Consider the following 21118-nt stretch of genomic DNA (forward strand, 5'->3'; position numbering starts at 1 on the left):
GCGGAGACCCTCTACCTCGGATGCAACGGCATCGGCCCCGGGGGCGCCTGTGCCGTCGCCGACCGTCTCGTCGCCTCACCCGGAGTCGTACGCGGGCTGTGGCTCAAGCGCAACCCGCTCGGCCCCGGCGGCGGGCGGATCATCGGGGAGGCCGTCGCCAGCGGCCTCACCACGATCGACCTGGTGCAGACCCGCCTGGACGCCCACGGCCTGGCGGCACCGCGCGCCTCGAGGCGGGCCGGGGCGCCGACCGCCGCGTCAGGCCGCCGGGGACGTGACCTCCGGGCGGGTCAGCGCGGTGTGGAGGCGTCGGCACTCCTTACCCAGACGGCTGGTGCGGTGCCGCGCGGCCGCCTCGGCGACCGCCGGGATCTCGCCCCGCGCCCCGCACCACTCCGCGACGTCGGCGGCCAGGGCGACCGCCTCGGTCTGCGGGGGCAACGCCCGCTCACCGGGAGCGGGAAGGAACATCGGCAACACGTGGCACAACACCTCCCACACCTCGCGGTGGGCTCCCCGCAGGGCGGCGTGCCGCAGGCCGGAGATCAGGCGGCTCGGATCGCACGGGGTCCGGACCAGGAGCAGGGCCGCCTGCCTGCCGAGCGCCGCCCCGGACGGCTCCCCGCGCGCCGCGATCGTCAGCAGCGCGGCGGCCCCCTCGGACGGGTCCTTCCCGAGGAGGAAGCGGCCGAGCAGCAGGGCCGTCCCGTCTCCCACCGGCCCCTCCGCACGGGCGATGAGGCCGAGGTGACGCGGATACACCGCCGAGCTCGACGGCGAGCCGAGGAAGGGGGCCAGGAACAGCGCGGCCACCTCACGATGCGAGGGGAACATCGCTGGCCACCAGCCCACGTACGCGTCCCGGTCGACCGGCCCCGGCTGGCGCGGCCCTCGGAGCAGCTCGTCGATCAGCGGGAACCCGGTCGGCCCGGCCAGGATTTGGGGGACCGGGCGGACGTTCGCGCCGGACTCCGTCCAGAGCACCTCGGTCACCGGGTCGGGCAGACCGCCCCCGGCCGCCCAGCGCGCCACGGCCCGGCCCGCCTCGGAGGTCAGCAGCCCGGCACGGCCGGCGACCGCCGGATCGATCACGCGCGGCAGCCGGAGCAGCGCCTGCTGCAGGTCGGCGGCGAGCGGTTCCACGCCCGCCGCCTCGCAGATCTCGATCCTGGCGACCAGCTCGGCGGGATCGAGGTGACCGGTCTCGCTCGTCGGAGTGGCGAGCAGCACCGGGGGCAGGGCGTCCGCCTTCAGCGCGGCGTACACCTCGGCGAGACGGCGCAGCAGGAACAGATGCGGCGGGAAGACGTGACTCGGGTGGGGCAGCCGGTCCTCGTCGCCCGGTTCCGATCCCGGTGTGATCAGCTCCCGGACCATGGCGACCACCCACAGCACGGGCGAGCGCCAGTGCTCGGTCCGGTAGAGGTCGGGGATGCCGCCGCCCAGCCGCAATCCCAGCTCCATGCGCAGCGCGGCGCGGTCCTCCCGGGCCATCCGGACGAAGCCGGCCAGCCAGCGCTCGCCCGTCCGCCAGTCGTCGGCGCGGCGGATCAGCGGGATCAGCTCGTACGGCGCGGCCGGGGTCTCCGGGAACGGCTCCGCCGCCGTGACCGGGGGCAGCGGGGGCGGCACGAACACGTGCCGTTCCCGGGCCGGTGCGGCTTCGCCGCCGAAGACGCCGGCGAACCGCGCGCCGAGGTCTGGGGGCAGCGCGGCGGTGACCTCCGAGAGGCCCTCGCGCTCCTCCTCCGGCAAGGCCGCGGCGTGCTTGAGCGCGATCCGCGCCGCGCGCTCCCGTACGGCGGACGACTCGTGGGTGAGGGCCAGGCGCAGCGCGGGGGCGAAGCGGCCGCCCGGGTGCCGGCGCAGGGACTCGTCCAGCCAGGACAGACCCGTCCGGACGAGGGTGGTCTCGGCGCGGAACAGCAGGCCCTCCAGCGCCTCGGCGACGTCGTCCGGATCCAGCGGCAGGTGCCGAACCTGCCCGAGGGCCAGCGCGGCGACCGGCCCGGGCGCGGAGGGGAGCAGCCGTAGGTGGTCGCGGGCCCGCGGCGCGCTCTCCTCGGCGGCCGGCGCCAGCGTCTCGTGCAGCCGGACGAAGAACCGCAGGTCGGCGCCGGACCCGCCGCGCAGGAACCGGCCGACGCAGCCGTCGAGCAACGTCTCGCGCCGCACCCGGCCCTCGGCGGTGAGCAGGGGAAGCGCCGAGAGCCAGAACGAGTCGTCGCGCAGGGCCCGGCCCACCCCCTCGGCCTCGAACAGGCGGGGGAGCAGCGGGTCGAGCAGCGGGTCCGCGCGCAGGGCGCGGAGCCGGTCGCCGCCCGTCCGCTCGGTCACCCAGGCCAGAACGAGCGCGTCGTTCCCCGGCGGCGGCGTCCCGGTCCGCCGGAGCAGTTCCAGAGCGAGCGGCGCGACCGGCTCGGCCCCGGTGCGCAGCTTTCCCACCAGCCGCGCGCACAGGTCGGCCTGCCAGGACGCGGGGCGGTGGCCGAGCGCCCGGACGAGCGGCCCGAGGTCGGCGGTCGCCCAGCGGCCGAACCCGGTGGTCGGCCAGCCCGTGGTCAGGTCCCGGCGGTTGAGCCAGGCGGCCACCGCGGCGGGGCCGCCGATCGTGGCGGCCCCCGCGATGCGCAACATCTCGCCCCAGTGGGACCAGCGCCTCTGCCGCCCGGTCCCTCCGTGCCAGTCGCGCCGACCGGCCTCGGCGCCCGCCCGCAGCACCGGGATCGCGCCGGGCAGCTCTCGCGCGATCTCCCGGCGCCCGGCGTCGTCGAGGGCGGCGAGCCGAGTGACGAGCGGCATGGGGGCACTCGCCGTGATCAGCTCGTGGATCTCGGCCCAGAGGGTCACGCCGGCGCTCCGAGGTCCACGTCCAGGTCGGCGACGTTGCGGGCGGCCACGATCCGGGCGGCGAGGACGTGCTTGCACGGGCCGCGCGAGCCCCGGTGGTCGTACCACCAGTCGCAGGTGCAGGAGTCCTCACCGAGCCGCACCTGGCGGACGCTCCCGTTCGAGGTCACCTCGGCGGTGTCCCCGGTCACCCGTACGGCGCCGGCCTCGACGAGGGCGCGGGCGGAGATCAGGCGGGGGTTGAGCGCGCGCACGTGATCGCGGTCGTAGGGCAGCTCGCGGTGGAAGTGGGCGGCCTCGGCCAGGTCGTAGCCCACTCGCCCGGCGACGCCGAGCTGGGTGAGGGCGGCCCTGACACGGGCGGGCGGGAGGCCGGACCGCTCGGCGAGCAGCCCGAGCTCGACGATTGGCTCGAAGTTGAGCAGCATGCCGATCACGTCGGCGTCCCCGGCCGCCTCGTCGGTCGCCAGGTCGGTGAGCACGGCGCCCTCTCCCGAGAAACCGCGCCACGTCTCCGGCGAGATCGCCAGGGTGTAGCGCATGCCGGGCAGCTCCAGCTCCCAGGCGCTCGGCGCCACCGGGGTGCCGCCCCAGGTGGAACCGGCCGTCGTGGCCGGGCCGTACGCCCGCAGGGACCGGGCGAAACGCAGCAGCGGCAACATCGTGGCGAGCCGGTGCGGGCCGGTCACGCAGACGGCGCCGGGCGCGGGCGCGGAGGTGAGCCGCAGCTCGCGCCCCGCCGGGACCGCCCAGACCGTGGTGTTCGCCTTCTTGGGCAGGCCGCGCAGGAACCGTACGGCGTGCGGGCCGGCCAGTTCGGCGCGCAGATCGAACCCCGAGGCGATGACCTGCACCTCGGCGAAGCCGCGCAGCCAGCGCTCGGGCAGCGGCACCTTCTTCTCCACCACGGCGCCGTCGAGCGTGGTGACGGTCAGCTCGTCGTGGCCGACGCCGAGGTGCAGCGGGTCGCGGGCGCCCACCCGGGCCAGCGCCTCGCGCAGCGGCAGGTTGACGTCCACGTTGGTCGTGCCCCGGTCGACCACCTCGCCGTCGAGGGCGGGGCCGAGCATGTCGAGCCGCGCGTAGACGCCCCCGCACGCGGAGAACGACTCGAACCTGAGCCGGTCCCCGTCGCACGTCACCACCGGGTCGCGGGTCCAGCCGGGACGCGGCTGGTGATAGCGGGTCAGCGCCACGTCGGCGACGGCGAGCAGCCCGGCCGCCGCCGGGGCCGCCTGGGTGATCAGGCCGCTGAAGAACCGGGGGTGCTCGAGCAGCCCCCGCGTGGTGCGCCCACCGGACGTCGAAAACCCCAGGTGGCCCTCGCTGAGCGTGGAGGGACCGGCGTAGGAATACGCCTGCACGGCATTCGTCATGGCGGCGAGATTAGAGATCGCGTACGACAAATCCGGGGGCTGCGGCGTTTCGCCTCGTCGGGCCCGGGCAGCGGAGCGGGTCGTGACCGACACGGCCGAGCGCGTGCGGCGCGCCGCGCGCGACCACCTCGGGCTGTCCGATCTGCGCCCCGGGCAGCTTCCCGCCATGGTCGCGCTGGCGGACGGCAGGGACACGCTGGCGGTCATGTCGTCCGGCGGCGGCAAATCGGCGATCTACCAGGTGCCGGCCGCGCTCCTGCCCGGCCCGACGCTGGTGGTGTCGCCGTTGATCGCCCTCCAGCGCGACCAGGTGCGCGCGTTGCGCCGGCACGACGAGGACGCGGTGAGCGTGGACGCGGGCAAGAGCGAGACGCAGCGGGCGGAGTCGTTCGAGGCCCTCCAGGAGGGGGAGGCGGAGTTCCTGTTCTGCGCGCCGGAGCAGCTCGCCCGCCCCGAGGTGCTGGACGAGCTGCGCGAGGCCGGCCCGTCGCTGGTCGTGGTGGACGAGGCGCACTGCGTCTCGGCGTGGGGGCACGACTTCCGGCCCGACTACCTGCGGCTCGGCGCGGTGATCGAGGCGCTCGGGCACCCGGTCGTGGCCGCGCTCACCGCGACGGCCGCCCCGCCGGTGCGGGAGGAGATCGTCGAGCGGCTCGGCATGCGCGACCCGGTGCAGGTGGTGCGCGGGTTCGACCGGCCGAACATCCGGCTGGAGGTCCGCCGGACGATGGACGCCGGGCGCAAGGACGACCAGGCCGTGGAGGCGGCACGGGAGGCGGGCGGGCCGGGCATCGTCTACGTGGCGACCCGCCGCCGCACCGGCGACCTCGCCGCACGGCTGGCCGGGGAGGGGATGCGCGCGGCCGCCTACCACGCGGGGATGCCGCGCCGGGAGCGCGACGAGGTGCAGCGCCGCTTCATGACCGGCGATCTGGACGCGGTGGTGGCGACGAGCGCGTTCGGCATGGGCATCGACAAGCCCGACGTGCGGTTCGTGATCCACGCCGACGTGCCGGGCTCGCTCGACGCGTACTACCAGGAGATCGGCCGGGCGGGGCGGGACGGCGAGCCGGCCGTGGCCGTGCTCTGCTACCGGCCGGAGGACCTCCACCTGCAGAAGTTCTTCACGGGAGGGGTGTCCGACGAGGAGAGCCTGGCCCGAGTGGCCGCCGCGGTGGCAGAGGGGGGCGGGGACGGTGTGACCCGTGCCCGGCTGCGCGAGCGGACCGGGTTGTCGCCGCGGCACCTGACGTCGCTGCTCAACCTGCTGGAGGGGACCGGGGCGCTGCGGGTGGGGACGCGCCGGGCCACCGCGCTGCCGGACGCCCCGCCGCCGGCCGAGGCCGCCGCGCGGGCCCGCGCCGCCGCCGAGCGCTTCCGGGACGTGGACCGCACCCGCCTGGAGATGACGCGCCGCTACGCGGAGACCGGGGACTGCCTCCGGGTCTTCCTGCTGGCCTACTTCGGGGAGGAGCGGGCGGAGCCGTGCGGCGACTGCGCCAACTGCCGGGCGGGCGTCGCGGGGGAGGAGGCCGCCCCGGCCGGGGGGCCGTTCCCCGTCCACACCCGCGTACGGCACGAGCAGTGGGGGTCGGGCGAGGTCATCCGGCGTGAGGAGGACCGGCTGACCGTGCTCTTCGACGAGGCCGGATATCGCGAGCTGGCGCTCGGCCCGGTGGTCGAGCAGGGGCTGCTGGTTAGGGAGGGCGGCCCCGGGACAGGGGACCCGGGACGGGAGGACTCAGGACGCAAGGACTCAGGGCATAAGGACTCAGGACATAAGGACTCAGGACGGGAGGACCCTCACGCGGAGGAGGTGAGCGGTCGTGTTCGCTGACCGGCGCGACGCCGGGATCCGCCTGGGCGAGCGGCTCAGGGACCGGCTCGGCGGCGCCGACGCGGTCGTCGTGGGGCTGCCCCGGGGCGGCGTCGTGGTCGCGTACGAGGTGGCCAGGGCGCTGGGCGCCCCGCTCGACGTGATCGTGGTGCGCAAGCTCGGCGTGCCGTACCAGCCGGAGCTGGGCTTCGGGGCCGTCGGGGAGGGCGACGTGCGCGTCCTGAACCCCGACATCGTACGGCTGGCCGGTGTGACGAAGGAGCAGATGGCGCGGGTGGAGCAGGCCGAACGCGAGGAGCTGACCCGCCGCGCCGACCGGTTCCGAGGGGGCAGGCCCCGGGTCGGGCTGGCCGGGCGCACGGTGGTCGTGGTGGACGACGGCGTGGCCACCGGCGGGACGGCGCGGGCGGCGTGCCGGGTGGCCCGCGCCCAGGGCGCGCGACGGGTCGTGCTGGCGGTGCCGGTCGGCGCGCCGGACACCGTCGCCGGGCTGCGGGACGACGCCGACGAGGTGGTGTGCCTCCAGTCGCCGCGCGATCTGTACGCGATCGGGGCCTGGTACTCCGACTTCCCGCAGACGAGCGACGAGCAGGTGGTGGAGCTGCTGCACCGGGCCGTGCAGCCTCCGGGGTTCAGCGGCGAGGTCGAGGTGGACGCCGGGGGCGTCCCGCTGGCGGGTCGGCTGACCGTGCCGGAGGGGGCGCGGGGCGTCGTCGTGTTCGTGCACGGCAGCGGCAGCGGACGGCACAGCCCGCGCAACCGCTACGTGGCGGCGGCGCTCAACCGGGAGGGCCTCGGCACGCTGCTGTTCGACCTGCTCACCTCCGACGAGGAGATCGACCGGGCGAACGTGTTCGACATCCGGCTGCTGGCCGAACGGCTGGTCGCGGTGACCGGCTGGCTGCGGGACCGCCCGGAGGCCGAGGGCCTTCCTCTGGGCTACTTCGGGGCGAGCACGGGCGCCGCCGCCGCCCTGTGGGCGGCGGCGGAACCGGACGGCGACGTCGCGGCGATCGTGTCCCGCGGCGGGCGGCCGGACCTCGCCGGGGAGCGGCTGTCGGCCGTGCGGGCGGCGACGCTCCTCATCGTCGGGGGCGACGACCACGTGGTGCTCAGCCTCAACCAGGCCGCGCAGCAGCGGCTGCGCTGCGAGAACGTGCTACGGATCGTGCCGGGCGCGACCCACCTGTTCGAGGAGCCGGGCGCCCTGGAGGCGGTGGCCGAGCTGGCCGGCGCCTGGTTCGCCGAGCACTTCACCCAGCACTTCGCCGGGCACGTCACGCGTGGCTGATCGGGCGTCAGGCGGCCACGGGGGCGCGCATCAGCTCGGCGCGGTAGCGCACGACGGCGGTCGGCAGGCCGATCAGCACGACGCCGACGAGCGCGCCGCCGTCGTGGTAGCCGACGACGACCTCACCGTCGAGGTCGCCTTCGAGGACCCGGATGTCGCCCGCGCCGAGCGCCGGGGCGCCGAACGACTGGATCCGCAGGTCGTACTGGTCGCTCCAGAAGGTGGGCAGCGGCGCGAACGGCGTCTCGTCGCACGCGCACAGGCCGAGGTCGGACAGCAGCGTCACGGCGGCCCGCTTGGCCGTGTCGGTCGGGATGCTCCAGTGCTCGACCCGCCGCGCCACGCCGTCGTAGCGCGGGTTGGGGAAGCGGGCCACGTCGCCCACCGCCACCACGCCGGCCCGCCCCTCGACGCGCAGCGCGTTGTCGCACAGGACGCCGTCGGACAGGTCGAGGTCGTTGCCGCCCAGCCACTCGGTGTTGGAGGCGGAGCCGACCGCCTCGACGACGACGTCGGCGTCGAGGCGGGTGCCGTCGGACAGTTCGGCCCCGGTGATCCGGTCCTCGCCGAGGAAGGCCGCGACGGTGCGGCCCAGCAGGAACCGCACGCCCCGCTCCTCGTGCCGGCGCTGGAGCGCGGCCCCGAGGTCGTCCCCGAGGGGGCGGCGCATCGGCACCGCCTCGGGCGCGACCACGGTCACGTCGGCGCCGAGGAGCCGCGCCGTCGCGGCGACCTCGCAGCCGATGAACCCGGCCCCGATCACCAGGACCCGGGCGTCCGGGCCCAGCTCGCCGCGCAGCGCGCGGGCGTCCTCGAGGGTGCGCACCACGTGCCTGCCCCGGGCGGGGCCGGGCGTGGGCAGCCGCCGCGGCCGCATCCCGGTCGCGACCACCAGGCCGTCGTAGGCCAGCTCGGCGCCGTCGGCCAGCCGTACGGCTCCCGCGCTCAGGTCGGCGGAGGCGATCGGGACGCCGAGCCGCCAGGTCACGTCCGCGACGGCCGGGCGCAGCCGGAACGCGACCGCCTCATGGGTCACCTCGGAGGCGAGGGCCTCCTTGGAGAGCGGCGGCCGGTTGTACGGCATGTGGGTCTCGTCGCCGACGGCGACGATTTCTCCCATGAATCCGGAGGCGCGCAGCCGCTCGGCCGCGCGCAGGCCGCCCATCGAAGCGCCCGCGATCAGGATGCGCCGGGTCATCGTGCTCAGCCCTCGATCGTGATGGCCTGGAGCGGGCAGACGTCGGCGGCCTCCTCGACGGCGTCGCGCAGCGACTCGTCGGGCTCGGCCTCGTAGACGAGCCGGCCGTTCTCGTTGATCTGGAAGACCTCGGGGGCGGAGAAGACGCACTGCCCGTGGTCCTTGCAGACGTCCATGTCGACGATGACCTTCATGGTGAGACTCCTTGTGATGGTTAACGCTTCGGGGCGCGGATGCCCCGGAACTCCCAGTCGCCGCCGAAGGTGGTCGAGATGACCTCCTCCGACTCGGTCGGCTGGGCGCCGCAGTCCTCGCGGATCGGGGCGGGCCCCTGGACGATGTGGTTGCGCAGCGTGCCGAGGCCCTCGACCTCGACGTCGACCACGTCGCCCGGCTGGACCGGCCGCGAGTTGGCCGGGGTGCCCGACAGCAGCACGTCGCCGGGGTAGAGCGTGATCGTGCGGGCGATGTCGGCGACGAGGTAGTGCATGTCCCACTCCATCTCGTCGGTGGAGCCGTCCTGCGCGACCTCGCCGTTCACGTACGTGCGCAGCCGCTTGCCGCGGAAGTCCCAGTCGGTGACGAGGCCGGGGCCGAGCGGGCAGAGCGTGTCGGAGCCCTTGACCCGCAGCATCGAGCCGGCGTCGGTGTCGCGGAAGTCGTGCAGGCCGTAGTCGTTGCCCACGGTGTAGCCGGCGATGTAGTCCCCGGCCTCCTGCGGCGAGATGTTGCGCGCGGTGCGGCCGATGACGATCGCCACCTCGCCCTCGTAGTTGAGGTACTTGCACCGCTCGGGGCGGACGATCGCGCCCTTGTGCCCGTTCAGCGCCGAGGTCGGCTTGTGGAAGTACGTCGGCGCCGGGGGCAGCGAGGTCATGAACTCCTCGACCCGGCTGCGGTGGTTCAGGTGCACGGCGATGATCTTGCTGGGCACGCTCGGCGGCAGGTGGACGGCGTCCTCGACGCCCACCACGCGGCCGTCGGCGCTGACCAGCTCGTCACCCTCGCGGCGCACCTGGGTGGCGGCGCCGTCCAGGAGGATCCTGCGGTACTCGGGCATCAACGGGTCCCTTCGAGGGTGAACGGGTACGGGTACGGGTCGCCCGAGCTGTCGGTCGCCCGGGGAGCGGCGAAGCCGCCCTCCGGCCGGTCGAACCAGATGTGCACCTGGCCGGTGCCCGTGGCGTTCTCGTAGTCGCTGTACTGCCGGCCGGGCGCGGTGAGGTCGTGCTCGCCGAGGGCCCCGGCCATCATCAGGTAGTGGCCGAACCGCGCCTCCGGCTTGAAGCGGTAGAAGTCCTCCATCGTGTCGAGCACGCGGGCGTGGTCGCCCGCGAGCATCCACGCGATGCGCTCCTCGTCGGCGGCCCGCGCCTCGGGGGTGCGGACGTGCCGGGGGTCGCTCGACTCGTGGGCGCGCACGTGGCGCAGCGGCCAGAACATGTGCGAGAGCGCGCCGGAGGCGATCAGCAGCACCTTGCGGTCGCTCGCCGCGACGGCCTCGCCGACCGCGCGGCCGAGCCGCAGGTTGTCCTCGGTCTCGGCGGTCTGGCACATGCCGATGGTGATCCACCGCTTGTCCGGCCGGCCGAGGTACTTCCACAGGTTGACGGTCGCGTAGAAGATCGGCAGGTGGTGGTCGTCGATGGCGGTGATCCAGGTGGCGTGCTTGTCCTGGTACGACGCGATCAGGCGGGCCAGCTCGGGGTCGCCGGGGAAGTCGTACGGGATCCGGCACATGCCGCGCGGCAGCTCCTCGGAGGTGAAGAGGCCGGAGCGGCGGTCCTGCGCGGTCACCACGAACTCGAACGTGGTCGCCCAGTGGGAGTCGAAGACGATCACGGTGTCGTAGTCGACCGTGTCGAAGACCTCCTCGCGCAGGCGGCGCAGCCCGGGGACGATGCTGATCTCCTTGCCCTCGTTGAGCTCCTTGCGGATCTCCAGGGGCAGCATGACCGTCGGGGCGTGGGCGAGGATGCCCGCGCCGACGATTTCACCCATTCCAGCCTCCCGGCGCGGTGACGGTGTTCTTGACGTCGCAGTAGAAGTCGAAGCTCCAGTCGCCGCCCTCACGGCCGACGCCGGACTGGCGGGAGCCGCCGAACGGGGCCTGGAGGTCGCGGACGAAGAAGCAGTTGACCCAGACGGTGCCGGCGACCAGCCGCTCGGTGACCCGGTCGGCCCGCTCGCGGGAGCCGGTGGCGAGGGTGGCGGACAGGCCGAACCTGGTGGAGTTGGCCATCTCGACGGCCTCGTCCTCGGTGCGGAACGTCTGGAGCGTGAGGACCGGCCCGAAGACCTCCTCGTTGACGATCTCGCTGTCCGGGGCGACGCCGGTGAACAGCGTCGGCCGGTAGTACAGCCCGCCGAGGTCGGTGTTGGGGCCGCCGCCGATGACGGGGGTGGCCCCGGCCGCGATCGCGCGCCGGACGAACCCGTCGACCCGCTCGAAGTGCTCGCGGTGGATGTTGGGGCCGATGTCGGTGGCGAGGTCGCGCGGGTCGCCCTGGCGCAGGCGGCTCGCCTTGGCGACGAAACGCTCGGTGAACTCGGCGGCGACGCTCTCCTCGACCAGCAGCCGGGTCCCGGCCAGGCAGACCTGCCCGGCGTTGTCGTACTGCTCGACCGCGAGGTCCACGGCCAGGTCGAGGTCGGCGTCGGCGAAGACGATCAGCGGGGACTTGCCGCCGAGCTCCAGGGACAGCGGGGTCAGGTTGGCCGCCGCCGCGCGGGCGATGTGCCGGGCGGTCGGCACCGAGCCGGTGAAGCTGATCCGGCGCACGTCGGGGTGGGCGACCAGCGGCGCGCCGACCTCCTCGCCGTACCCCTGGACGACGTTGAAGACGCCGTCGGGCAGCCCGGCCTCGACCGTGATCTCGGCGAGCAGCGACGCGGTGAGCGGCGACCACTCGGCCGGCTTGAGGACGACCGTGTCGCCGGCCGCGAGGGCGGGGGCGATCTTCCAGGTGGCCAGCATGAGCGGCGCGTTCCACGGGGTGATCAGGGCGCAGACGCCGGCCGGGTCCCAGGAGACGTGGTTGCGGTGCCCGCGGGTCTCGAAGTCGTCGTGCCCGAGCTTGAGCAGCCAGTCGGCGAAGAAGCGGAAGTTGTGCGCCACACGGGGCATCACGCCACGCAGGTGCGAACGCAGCAGAGCGCCGTTGTCGGTCGTCTCCACGATCGCGAGCTGGTCCAGCCGCTTCTCGACTCCGTCGGCGATCGCGTGCAGCAGACGCGCCCGCTCCTCACGGCTCGTGCGCGCCCACGCGGGGAACGCTTTGGTCGCGGCGCGGACCGCCTCGTCCGCCTCCTTCGCGCCGCCGCGTGCGACGCGCGCGATCACCTGTCCGTCGATCGGCGATACGTCGTCGAACTTCTCAGGTGAGGAGACTCGTTCGCCCCCGATCCAGTGATCCTCCTGAATCGTGACATCCCCGACAGTGGCCATCCGCTCCTCCAAGTCGTTTGGTTCCAAACAATTTAGGTCGCCCTCTGCTGAGCAGTCAATATGACGGTATCGTTTGGAGTCAAACAACCTTGAAGGAGGCTGGGATGCCCGACCGCCGGCCGATCATCGCGATCCCCTCGCGGTTCGCCGCGACAACGTCCGCGCTCCGCTACTCGGCGGTGGTCACCGCCCGAGCGCTCGCCGACGCCGTCCACCGCGCCGGTGGCGAGCCCTTCCTCATGCATCCCGTCGGCGCGGACGAGGCGGCCGACCGGCTGGCCGTCGCGGACGGCCTGCTGCTCCCCGGCGGGGGCGACCTCGCCCCCTCCGCGTACGGCGAGGACGCGGCGCACGAGAGTGTCTACGACGTGGACGCCGAGCAGGACGCCTTCGACCTCGCGGCGGCGCGGCACGCGCTGCGCGCCGGGCTGCCCACCCTCGCCGTCTGCCGGGGGCTCCAGGTGGTCAACGTCGCGCTCGGCGGGCGGCTGCTCCAGCACATGGAGCCCGACCACCGCCACGTCGTCCACCCCGTGCGCGTACGGCCCGGCACGCTGCTGGCCGGGGTGACCGGCGGGGAGAAGGTCGAGGCGTCCTGCTACCACCACCAGTGCGCGTCGTCGCTGGGAGAGGGCCTGGCGGCCGTCGCGCACGCCGAGGACGGCACGATCGAAGCGGCGGAGCTCACCGCGGGCGCCGGCTGGTTCCTCGGCGTCCAGTGGCACCCCGAGGACACCGCGGCGACCGACCCGGTCAACCAGCGGATCTTCGACGCGCTGGTCGAGGCGGCGAGGTCGGCCTGAGCGGCTCGCTCTGACCGGCCCGGCTCGACCCGCTCAGTCTGACCCGCTCAGCTTGACCGGCTCAGCTTGACCGGCCCGGCCTGACCGGCTCAGCTCGACCGGCGGCGTCCCCCGCGGCGCGGCGGCGCGGGGGACTCCCGTCGCAGGTTCTCCCTGCGCTCCTCGCCGTGCTCCTCCAGATGCGTGATGATCCGGCGCAGCGTGTCGGCGAGGTGCAGGGACTCCTCGTCGTCCAGCGCGCCGACCACGAACGACTCCTCGTCGTTGAAGGCGGGGAACAGCTTCTCCATCAGCGCGAGCCCCTCGGGGGTGAGCCGCAGCAGCGCCAGCCGGCCGTCGTCGGGGTGCTGGCGGCGCACCGCCAGGCCGCGCGACTCCAGGGTCTTGATGATGCCCGTGAGGGTGCCCTTGGAGATGCCCGCCTCGGCGGCCGCGTGCCGGGTCTCGATCTCCTCCCAGATCCACACCACCCACAGCACGACGAACGCGCTCCAGGTCAGGTCGGCGGAACGCAGCGCCGAGTTCTCCAGGTGCTGCCGGACGGCGGCGGCCGCGCGATAGAGGTTGGAGACCGCGGCGAGCGCCTCACGGCGGACCGGAATGGGGCCCAAGCGGCGCTTCACCGCCTCCTCGGTCTCCGAGAGCGAATAGTGCGCGGGCACCCCGGCTCCTTTCATGTCAACTCTTGCGTCAGGTTCATTTGTACACGTACGATCCGCGAAACAGCAGGTCGTACGCATACAAACGATCTAGCGTTTCTCGTGAAGTCCTGTGGTCGCACTCGTGAGCGGGCGGATCACGAAGGAATCACCCCGCTCCACCCCACATTGGAAGGTTGCCATGGCCGATGAGGCGATCGCCACTGGACGGCTGTCAGCCGCTGATCAATCCGCGACGCACACCCTCTCCCGCCGGCGGATCGGCGTACCGGACATCGTCTTCTTCGTGGTGGCGGCCTCGTCGCCGCTGACCGTCGCCGCGGGCGGCCTTCCGATGAGCTACGGCACCACCGGGGTGACCGGGGTCCCGCTCATCTACCTGATCCTCGCGGCCGTGCTCGCCGTGTTCTCCGCCGGTTACGCCGCGATGAGCCGGCACATCTCCAACGCGGGCGCGTTCTACTCCTACATCGCCCAGGGACTCGGCCGGGTGACCGGCGTCGGCGCCTCGTTCGTCGCCCTCGTCGCGTACAACGCGATGCAGGTCGGCCTGTACGGGCTGTTCGGCGCGGCCGCCGGCGGGCTGGTCTCCGCGCACCTGGGCGTGGACGTGCCCTGGTGGGTGTGCTCGCTGGTCGCCCTCGCGCTGATCGCCTTCCTCGGCTATCGCCGGATCGACCTGAACGCCAAGGTCCTCGCCGTCCTGCTGGTCTGCGAGGGGCTCACCGTCCTGGTCTTCGACATCGCCCAGGTCGGGAACGCCCCCTCCGGCCTGAGCGCCGAGCCGTTCACCTGGAGCGCCGTCACCACCGGCGCCGTCGGCGCCGGCTTCTGCTGGGTGATGGCCTCGTTCATGGGCTTCGAGTCCGGTGCCATCTACAGCGAGGAGTGCCGCGACCCCCGCCGCACCGTCAGCCGTGCCACCTACATCGCCGTCGCCCTGATCGGCGTCTTCTACGCCTTCACCGCGTGGGCGATGTCCATGGGCACCGGCGTCGACAAGATCGTCGACGAGTCCGCGAAGAACGGCACCGACCTCGTCTTCATCCTCGGCGAGGCGACCCTCGGCTCCGCCTTCTCCACGCTGGCCAACGTCTTCATGGTCACCGCGGTGTTCGCCGCCCTGCTGTCCTTCCACAACGCGGTGGCCCGCTACTTCTTCGCCCTCGGCCGCGAGGGTGTCCTCCCGTCCCGCCTCGGCGACTCCCACCCCCGCCACGGCTCCCCGTACGTCGGCTCCCTCTCCCAAACGGCCATCGCGTTCGTGGTCGTGCTCGGGTTCGGCGTCCTCGGCGGCGACCCGACCGGCACGCTGTTCAACTGGTTCACCAACCTCGGCGCGCTCGGCGTGATCCTGCTGCTGGTGGTCACCTCGGTGTCGGTCCTCGGGTTCTTCCGCCGTGACACGCGCGGGGAGAACGGCTTCAGCCGCGTCATCGCCCCCACGCTCGCCGGCGCGGCGCTGGCGGTCATCCTCGTGCTCGCCGTCGTCAACTTCAACGCCCTGCTCGGCACCCCGCCGGACTCCGTGCTCAACTGGCTGATCCCCGGCCTCGTCCTGCTCGCCGGTCTCGTCGGAGTCGGCTACGGCCTGCGCATCAAGGCCGCCGACCCCGAGACGTACGCCCGGATCGGCCACGGCGCCATCCCGGCGGACGGGGCCTGAGGGCAAGAAAGAGGGAGGGCCGGGGTTCACCCGGCCCTCCCTTCTTCTTTGGCCCGCTTCCTCGTCCGGCCGCTACTCGGCGAGGGCGCCCGAGGCGCCCGACTCCAGCAGGGTGCCGCCGTTCCAGACGACCCCGACCTGGCGGTAGTAGCCGCCGATGATCTCGTCCGGGGTGAGGTCGGCCAGCTCCTCCGTCGGCGCGTCGAACAGCTCGATCTCCGCGTCGCCGGTCCACGCCTGGCCGCCCTCGAAGGACGCGCCGCCGGTGACGATCAGCTCGTCCAGGGCCAGTCCCTTGCCCGGCTCGATCGACGGCAGCCAGCGGTTGTGCGCCATCGGGTGGCCGTTGACGAAGCCGTTCGTCTCACTCGGCTCGCGGAGTCGTACGACGGCCTGGGCGAGGCGCCGGTCGGCGGCGGCGAGGGTGGCGCCGAAGAGGCCTCCCTCGCCGATCTGCGGCGCTGCCTGGCCGAACGGGTGCGGCCGGGTCATGTGGATCGAGCCCAGCTTCTTGGGGTAGCCCTGGTGCACGCCCCGCGCGATGGCGAAGTCCTTGTCCACCCAGATGTAGACGCAGCGGGAGTACGTCCGCCCCTCGTAGGAGCAGCGCACCACGACGAAGCACTCCTTGTACTGCGACCGGACGGGGTCGAGCAGCTCCTCCCGCCCGCCGGAGCACGACTGCCAGTCCGCCCAGATCACCGCCACCGCGCCCGGGTCCTCCTCCGCGAGCGAGAGCGACTCGGGGAGCAGCGCGGCCACCTTGGCGGGATCGGTCCGATACTCCACGGTCAGCAGGTCGCCCGAGTAGTACCAGGGCGGGCTCGGAACCAGCGAGGACCGGCCGGTCACCGTCTTGGGCGTGTAGAAACCGCGCAGCTTGGCCACGGCGCCTCCTTGGGGGCAGAGCAGTTCATTTGGATCCATACGATATGTGCTGAGCTGCGGGTTGTCACCCATGGCCCCCGGATATCTTCGATTGATGGGCTCTTGTTGTCCCACCAATTGGGGCGTATTGTTTGCGTCCAAATGAACCCCCCACGTCCTGGCACTATCGAGGAGGCCACGTGAGCACGGAGTCCCCGGAACGGACCGTTCAGCGCCTTAAGGAGCAGGGCGTCGACGTCGTCCGCATCGGCTATCCCGACCTCATCGGCACCGACCGGGGCAAGGACGTGCTCGTGGAGCGGCTTCCCGACGTGTGCGAGAACGGCGTCGCCTTCTGCCGCGCCGTCTACTACACCTCGCCCCAGGCCGACGTCGTCCCGGTGCCCGGCGGACTCGACGCGGGCCTCCCCGACATCTCGATCCGTCCTGACCTGTCCACGCTCGTCCCGCTCGCCTGGGAGCCCGGCGTCGCCTACTGTCTCGGCGACGCGATCAACCCCGCCACAGGGGAGGCCTTCCCCGAGTCGCCGCGCGAAGTCGTCCGCGCCGCCGCCGCCCGGCTGGCCGAGCTCGGACTGACCGGCGTCGTCGGCCCCGAGCTCGAGTACTTCCTCATGGAGCCCGACGGCGACGGCTGGAAGCGCTACGACGACGCCCCCGGCAACGTCTACGTCGTCGGCGCCAAGGGCGACAAGGGCTCCCACGTGCTGCGCACCCTGCGCACCCTGCGCGGGATGGAACTCGGCGTCACCATGGGCAACCACGAGTTCTCCGGCGGCCAGTTCGAGATCAACCTGCACCACTCCGAGGCCGTCGACGCCGCCGACCGGGCGTTCCGCTTCAAATCCGCCATCAAGGAACTCGCCCGCCGCGACGGCCTGATGGCGACCTTCATGGCCAAGCCGTTCAACGACGAGGGCGGATCCGGCTTCCACATCCACATCTCCTGCATGGACGAGAGCGGCCGCAACATCTTCGACGACCCCTCGGGCGCGTACGGGCTGTCGGACCGCGCCAGGCACGCCATCGGCGGGATCCTCGCGCACGCGCCCGCGCTCGCCGCCCTGCTCAACCCCACGATCAACTCGTACAAGCGGTTCGGGCCCGACACGCTCGCCCCCTGGCTCATCGACTGGGGCCTCGACAACCGCAGCGCCATGCTCCGCGTCCCGCCGGAGCGCGGCGCCGGCGCCCGCCTCGAGGTGCGGCTCGGCGACGCCTCCGCCAACCCCTACCTCGGCATCGCCGGCCTGCTCGCCGCCGTCTACCTCGGCATCCGCGACGGCGTGGAACCCCCCGCCCCCCTCTCCGGCTACGGCTACGACACCACCAAGGCGCCCGTCCTGCCCATGTCGCTGCCCGTCGCCCTGGACGCCCTCAGCGCCGACACCGCCCTCGGCGAGGTCCTCGGCAAGGAGTTCATCACCGCCTACCTCGCCTACAAGCGCAACGAAGTCGAGCGCTTCTCCCAGTTCATCACCGACTGGGAGTTCCGCGAGTACGCCTACCACCTGTAGTTCTCACCACCCTTTCTGGAGGATCCGATGCGCCTGGAAGACGTCGACCTGGCGGACAACGACAAGTTTCTCGACGGCGACACCCCGTGGCGCATGTTCGACGTGCTGCGCGAACAGGCCCCGGTTCACTGGCAGGACGAGGGCGAGCACGGCAGCGGCTTCTGGTCCGTCACCCGCCACGCCGACATCGTCCGCGTCGACCGCGACCCGGCCACCTTCACCTCCACGAAGTTCACCAACCTGGAGGAGGTCGACGACCGGCAGGCCACCATCCGGCGCTCCATCCTGGAGACCGACGGCCCCCGGCACAGCGTGCTCCGCCGCATCCTGCAGCGCGAGTTCACCCCCAGGGCCGTCGCCGGGTACGAGGTCTTCCTGCGCGGGCTCACCGCCCGCACCCTCGACGCCGCGCTCGCCAAGGGCACGTTCGACTTCGTGAAGGAGGTCGCCGCCGACTTCCCGATCAACGTCCTGGCCAAGATGCTCGACGTGCCCGCCGACGACACCCAGCAGCTTATCGACTGGGGCAACCGCATCATCGGCAACACCGACCCCGACTACGCCGACGTCCTCCTGCACAGCGAGGAGAGCGAGAAGTACCGCGACCTCCCCTTCCGCAGCCCTGCCTCCATCGAGGTCTTCGAGTACGGCCGCGAGCTGGCCAGGCAGCGCCGCGGCGGCGACGGCACCGACCTCGTCAGCAAGCTGGTCAACGAGACCCCCGCCGACGGCGTGCCGCTCTCGCCGACCGACTTCGACAACTACTTCCTGCTCCTCGTGGTCGCCGGCAACGAGACCACCCGGCACGCCATCTCCCACACGATGCGCGCCCTGATCGAGCACCCCGAGCAGGCGGAGAAGCTCCGCCAGGACCTCTCCCTCATGCCGAACGCGGTGGAGGAGTTCCTGCGCTGGGCCTCCCCGGTCTACCACTTCCGCCGCACCGCGACCCAGGACGTCGAGATGCACGGGCAGAAGATCTCCGAAGGCGACAAGGTCGTCATGTGGTTCGCCTCCGGCAACAGGGACGAGCGCGCCTTCGAGTCGCCCTACACCTTCGACGTGACCCGCCAGAACAACGACCACATCACCTTCGGCAAGGGCAGCCCGCACTTCTGCCTCGGCAACGCGCTCGCCCGCCTGGAGATCCGGATCATGTTCGAGGAGCTGCTGCCGCGCATCTCCGACATCAAGCTCGCCGGCGACGTCCGCCGGGTCCGCTCCAACTTCGTCAACGGCATCAAGGAGCTCCCGGTCACCGTCACCCTGGCCTGATCCGTACCGGCGCGGTGGGGAGGGGGCGGTCGCTCGCACAGCGCGGCCCGAGACCGGGCGCCTCGACGGTCTGGGCGTGCGAGGTCCGGGGCGTGCGATGCTCCGGGGCGTGCCATGATCCGAACGAGATCTGCCAGGAAATCATGCTCCCCCTTGTAAAGGTCGGCACCGGGGGCGATCATGAGTTCCCGTGACGAAAAAGATCCTTTCCAGCGTCGCCGGCATCGTTCTGGGTGCTGCCGCCCTCGTCGGCAGCACCGCTTCCCCCGCCGCCGCGGTGGGCAGCTGCTCCAAGACCGCGAGCAGCGACCACTCGGTGAGCGTCAAGTGCACCAGCGGGCTTGAGACCTACTTCCGGGTCTACGGCTACTTCTGCTCCACCTCGTCCTGCTCCTACGTACCGGGCACCCTGGTCTCCCTGGGCGGCACGAGCAAGGTCACCAGCAGCGCGTACTACAGCGGCAAGTGGTACGTGAAGGGCTGCTACGTGACGAACGGCTGCTGAGTCACCCGGGCCCGGACCTCTTCGTGAGGCCCGGGCCCTTTTACGCGCGGCGTGCTCGGTTCTTGCCACGGAATGGAATCGTGACTGCGGGGGACGTGCGTGGTTCGCGCTGCTGGATGGTGACGGCTGCGCTGCGGCGGGCGGCTGCTCGGGCGTAAATGGTGGCAGCGGCGGATCGAAGCTGTATCCGGTTCGCTCTGCTGGATGATGACCGCTGCGCTGCGGCGGGCGGCTGCTCCGGCGCGCCGTGATAGCTGGTCTCTGGTGCAACCGCTTCGCGGCTCCGGGCGCGGTGGTACAGGGCACGGTCCTACGCGCGCCGGAGGCCCCACCCGCCTCCGCTCCGCTTCCCCGCCGCCCCTTGTCCTGCTCCCAGTCCCGCGCGGCTGATTCCCCTCCGGCTGTGGCGCGGCCTCGGTTCAGCGTGATCTGGCGAGGAACCCCGGGCGTTCACGCCCGGGAGGAAGCGCTTCCGAAGGGCGGGATGTCCTCGGCCGGACCGCGGACGCGCACGCCACCGCCGTTCCGTCCGCTCGGTCCTGATTCAGACGCGTCAGGAACCGAAGAAGCCCTCCCGGTGGTATTTGCAGGTGCCGCCGCCGCATGTGGGGTCCGAATTCCAGCCGTCGCTGTACGCGACCATCCGATAACGCATTACGGATCCCTTGGTCTTCACTTCCCAGTCATCCGGCGGCACCTGGCCGTCGTACTGTTTGACGTAGTTGCCGAAGGCGTTCATGTAATAGATCCGGTGTCTTGCGTTCAGGGAGCTCGGCGACCCCGCAGGGGTGCAGTTGTACACGAAACTATTTGTATAGCGTTCTTTGCCGCCGAAGTCCGCCGAATAGTACGCTTTGGGCTTCCTGCCGGGTATGGCGGAATCGCTCCAGTCCGGATGCCAGAAGTATCCCGAATTGCATGTGGGCGCCTCCGAGGCACTGGAGGCGGACCCGGGCACCGCGAGCTGGCGGGCGACGATGGGAGAGGCGGTGACCGTTCGGCCCTGGAGGTCCGGCGGCGGAGTCGAGTCGTCTCGGGGCTCGTCCAGCAACAACCGGGGAACCGGCAGGCTCCGCGGTGTCACCTCCAGGTAGGCGTCGAGCATGTTGTCCAGCGGAAGCGGCACGACCGGCGCGTTCTGCCCTCCGTGTCCTTTCTGGAGGAGCCCGTAATCTTCCGAGGACGGGCTGTGGGAGAACACGACCCGCACGCCGTTCGCGAATGTGAGATCGGCGAGCGTGTCCTCCGGATCCTCCACTGCCGTTCCGTCATCGGGCGACGGGTCGTCGGGAGTGGCCGTGGTCGGCGCGATGGACTGCGCGAAGCCCGGGGGTGCGGGCGCCGCCAGGGCCGCGAGCGCCAATACGGATATGGACAGCATTACGGTCGGTTTCCTGGCCGTCATCGCGGCACTCCTTTAATTTCCCGAGGGACGAGTCCTGCGCGGAGTATGAGCCGCGCGTTAAGAACGGTCAAGTAACGGAATCGGCTCGGAATGCGGGTTGAATCCGCTGCACTCGTGAAATCTGAGGAAAAATCCGACGTTCGCATGATTTTGGGCCGACCGTTAAAAGCGGAAGGCGCCGGCGTGCGGTTCCGTCGTTGGTTTCGCCGTGAGGGAGCGGTGGATCATTTCCATTCGTCAACGTATGCTTTGGTGCGACTGTCTCAGATTTGGTGTGGTCTGCGATGGCCGGTCGTTGTTTTCCTTGTTGTAGCTCTGTATGCAGATCCGGATTCGTGACGGCGTGCCGGACTGCATGGACGCGTAGAGGAAGGCGAAGAAGTCAATGGCGTTTCCAATA

General features: G+C 72.1%; 17 protein-coding genes. 7 read left to right on the forward strand and 10 right to left on the reverse strand.

Annotation, left to right across the window (positions count from 1 at the left end; genetic code table 11):
- Positions 1–258: 258 nt before the first annotated feature.
- Together AWQ70_RS09925 and AWQ70_RS09930 are read right to left on the reverse strand one after the other, a co-directional pair.
- Positions 259–2850 (reverse strand): DUF6493 family protein, encoded by a 2592-nt coding sequence (locus AWQ70_RS09925; RefSeq protein WP_067173217.1) that lies wholly within the window; start codon positions 2848–2850, stop codon positions 259–261.
- Positions 2847–4226, reverse strand: a complete 1380-nt coding sequence (locus AWQ70_RS09930; RefSeq protein ID WP_067173220.1) for an SWIM zinc finger family protein — start codon at positions 4224–4226, stop codon at positions 2847–2849. Before AWQ70_RS09930 ends, AWQ70_RS09925 begins: the two co-directional genes overlap by 4 nt.
- A gap of 82 nt (positions 4227–4308) precedes the next feature.
- Between AWQ70_RS09930 and AWQ70_RS09935 the strand changes: the two genes are divergently transcribed.
- Together AWQ70_RS09935 and AWQ70_RS09940 are read left to right on the forward strand one after the other, a co-directional pair.
- The gene (locus AWQ70_RS09935; protein WP_067173223.1) at positions 4309–6063 is read left to right on the forward strand and encodes a RecQ family ATP-dependent DNA helicase; all 1755 of its coding nucleotides are present in this window, start codon (positions 4309–4311) and stop codon (positions 6061–6063) included.
- Complete coding sequence (locus tag AWQ70_RS09940; protein ID WP_067173226.1) at positions 6053–7354, forward strand: phosphoribosyltransferase; 1302 nt, start codon at positions 6053–6055, stop codon at positions 7352–7354. Before AWQ70_RS09935 ends, AWQ70_RS09940 begins: the two co-directional genes overlap by 11 nt.
- Before the next feature lie 7 nt (positions 7355–7361).
- Here the strand turns inward: AWQ70_RS09940 and AWQ70_RS09945 are convergent, their stop codons facing one another.
- From AWQ70_RS09945 to AWQ70_RS09965, 5 genes are read right to left on the reverse strand one after another with little or no spacing between them, the layout of a single operon-like run.
- Positions 7362–8552 (reverse strand): NAD(P)/FAD-dependent oxidoreductase, encoded by a 1191-nt coding sequence (locus AWQ70_RS09945; protein WP_067173228.1) that lies wholly within the window; start codon positions 8550–8552, stop codon positions 7362–7364.
- Positions 8553–8557: 5 nt separating this feature from the next.
- Positions 8558–8746, reverse strand: coding sequence for a ferredoxin (locus AWQ70_RS09950; protein WP_067173231.1), 189 nt, complete (start codon positions 8744–8746; stop codon positions 8558–8560).
- A 20-nt stretch (positions 8747–8766) separates the two neighbouring features.
- Entirely contained in the window at positions 8767–9612 is an 846-nt protein-coding gene (locus AWQ70_RS09955) for a fumarylacetoacetate hydrolase family protein (RefSeq protein ID WP_067173234.1), read from the reverse strand.
- On the reverse strand, positions 9612–10553 hold the full coding sequence (locus AWQ70_RS09960) for a DODA-type extradiol aromatic ring-opening family dioxygenase (protein WP_067173236.1): 942 nt from the start codon (positions 10551–10553) through the stop codon (positions 9612–9614). The genes AWQ70_RS09955 and AWQ70_RS09960 overlap by 1 nt, the downstream gene beginning before the upstream one ends.
- The gene (locus AWQ70_RS09965; protein WP_067173240.1) at positions 10546–12000 is read right to left on the reverse strand and encodes an aldehyde dehydrogenase; all 1455 of its coding nucleotides are present in this window, start codon (positions 11998–12000) and stop codon (positions 10546–10548) included. The genes AWQ70_RS09960 and AWQ70_RS09965 overlap by 8 nt, the downstream gene beginning before the upstream one ends.
- A gap of 104 nt (positions 12001–12104) precedes the next feature.
- Here AWQ70_RS09965 and AWQ70_RS09970 point away from each other — a divergent pair, with 104 nt between their 5' ends.
- Positions 12105–12803, forward strand: coding sequence for a gamma-glutamyl-gamma-aminobutyrate hydrolase family protein (locus AWQ70_RS09970; RefSeq protein WP_067173242.1), 699 nt, complete (start codon positions 12105–12107; stop codon positions 12801–12803).
- An 89-nt stretch (positions 12804–12892) separates the two neighbouring features.
- Here AWQ70_RS09970 and AWQ70_RS09975 read toward each other — a convergent pair whose 3' ends face one another.
- The gene (locus tag AWQ70_RS09975) at positions 12893–13465 is read right to left on the reverse strand and encodes a MarR family winged helix-turn-helix transcriptional regulator (RefSeq protein WP_067173244.1); all 573 of its coding nucleotides are present in this window, start codon (positions 13463–13465) and stop codon (positions 12893–12895) included.
- A 178-nt stretch (positions 13466–13643) separates the two neighbouring features.
- Here AWQ70_RS09975 and AWQ70_RS09980 point away from each other — a divergent pair, with 178 nt between their 5' ends.
- Positions 13644–15128: an APC family permease gene (locus tag AWQ70_RS09980; RefSeq protein ID WP_067173246.1), complete on the forward strand. Its 1485-nt coding sequence runs from the start codon at positions 13644–13646 to the stop codon at positions 15126–15128.
- Positions 15129–15200: 72 nt separating this feature from the next.
- On the opposite strand, the gene AWQ70_RS09985 is transcribed toward AWQ70_RS09980, so the two are convergent.
- Positions 15201–16016 carry an acetoacetate decarboxylase family protein gene (locus AWQ70_RS09985; protein WP_157529978.1) on the reverse strand — a complete coding sequence of 272 codons (816 nt, stop codon included), beginning with the start codon at positions 16014–16016 and terminating at the stop codon, positions 15201–15203.
- Positions 16017–16195: 179 nt separating this feature from the next.
- Here AWQ70_RS09985 and AWQ70_RS09990 point away from each other — a divergent pair, with 179 nt between their 5' ends.
- The 3 genes from AWQ70_RS09990 to AWQ70_RS10000 all read left to right on the forward strand — a co-directional run bounded on the left by AWQ70_RS09990 (position 16196) and on the right by AWQ70_RS10000 (position 19313).
- Positions 16196–17533: a glutamine synthetase family protein gene (locus AWQ70_RS09990; RefSeq protein ID WP_067173254.1), complete on the forward strand. Its 1338-nt coding sequence runs from the start codon at positions 16196–16198 to the stop codon at positions 17531–17533.
- A gap of 27 nt (positions 17534–17560) precedes the next feature.
- A complete protein-coding gene (locus AWQ70_RS09995; RefSeq protein ID WP_067173257.1) occupies positions 17561–18808 on the forward strand; it encodes a cytochrome P450 in 1248 nt (415 codons plus the stop codon).
- A 190-nt stretch (positions 18809–18998) separates the two neighbouring features.
- Complete coding sequence (locus tag AWQ70_RS10000) at positions 18999–19313, forward strand: hypothetical protein (protein WP_067173259.1); 315 nt, start codon at positions 18999–19001, stop codon at positions 19311–19313.
- 553 nt (positions 19314–19866) lie between these two features.
- Here the strand turns inward: AWQ70_RS10000 and AWQ70_RS10005 are convergent.
- The gene (locus AWQ70_RS10005; protein ID WP_157529979.1) at positions 19867–20718 is read right to left on the reverse strand and encodes a hypothetical protein; all 852 of its coding nucleotides are present in this window, start codon (positions 20716–20718) and stop codon (positions 19867–19869) included.
- Positions 20719–21118 lie beyond the last annotated feature (400 nt).

It is taken from the genome of Microtetraspora niveoalba, assembly GCF_001570405.1.
GTDB classification, from domain to species: domain Bacteria; phylum Actinomycetota; class Actinomycetes; order Streptosporangiales; family Streptosporangiaceae; genus Microtetraspora; species Microtetraspora niveoalba.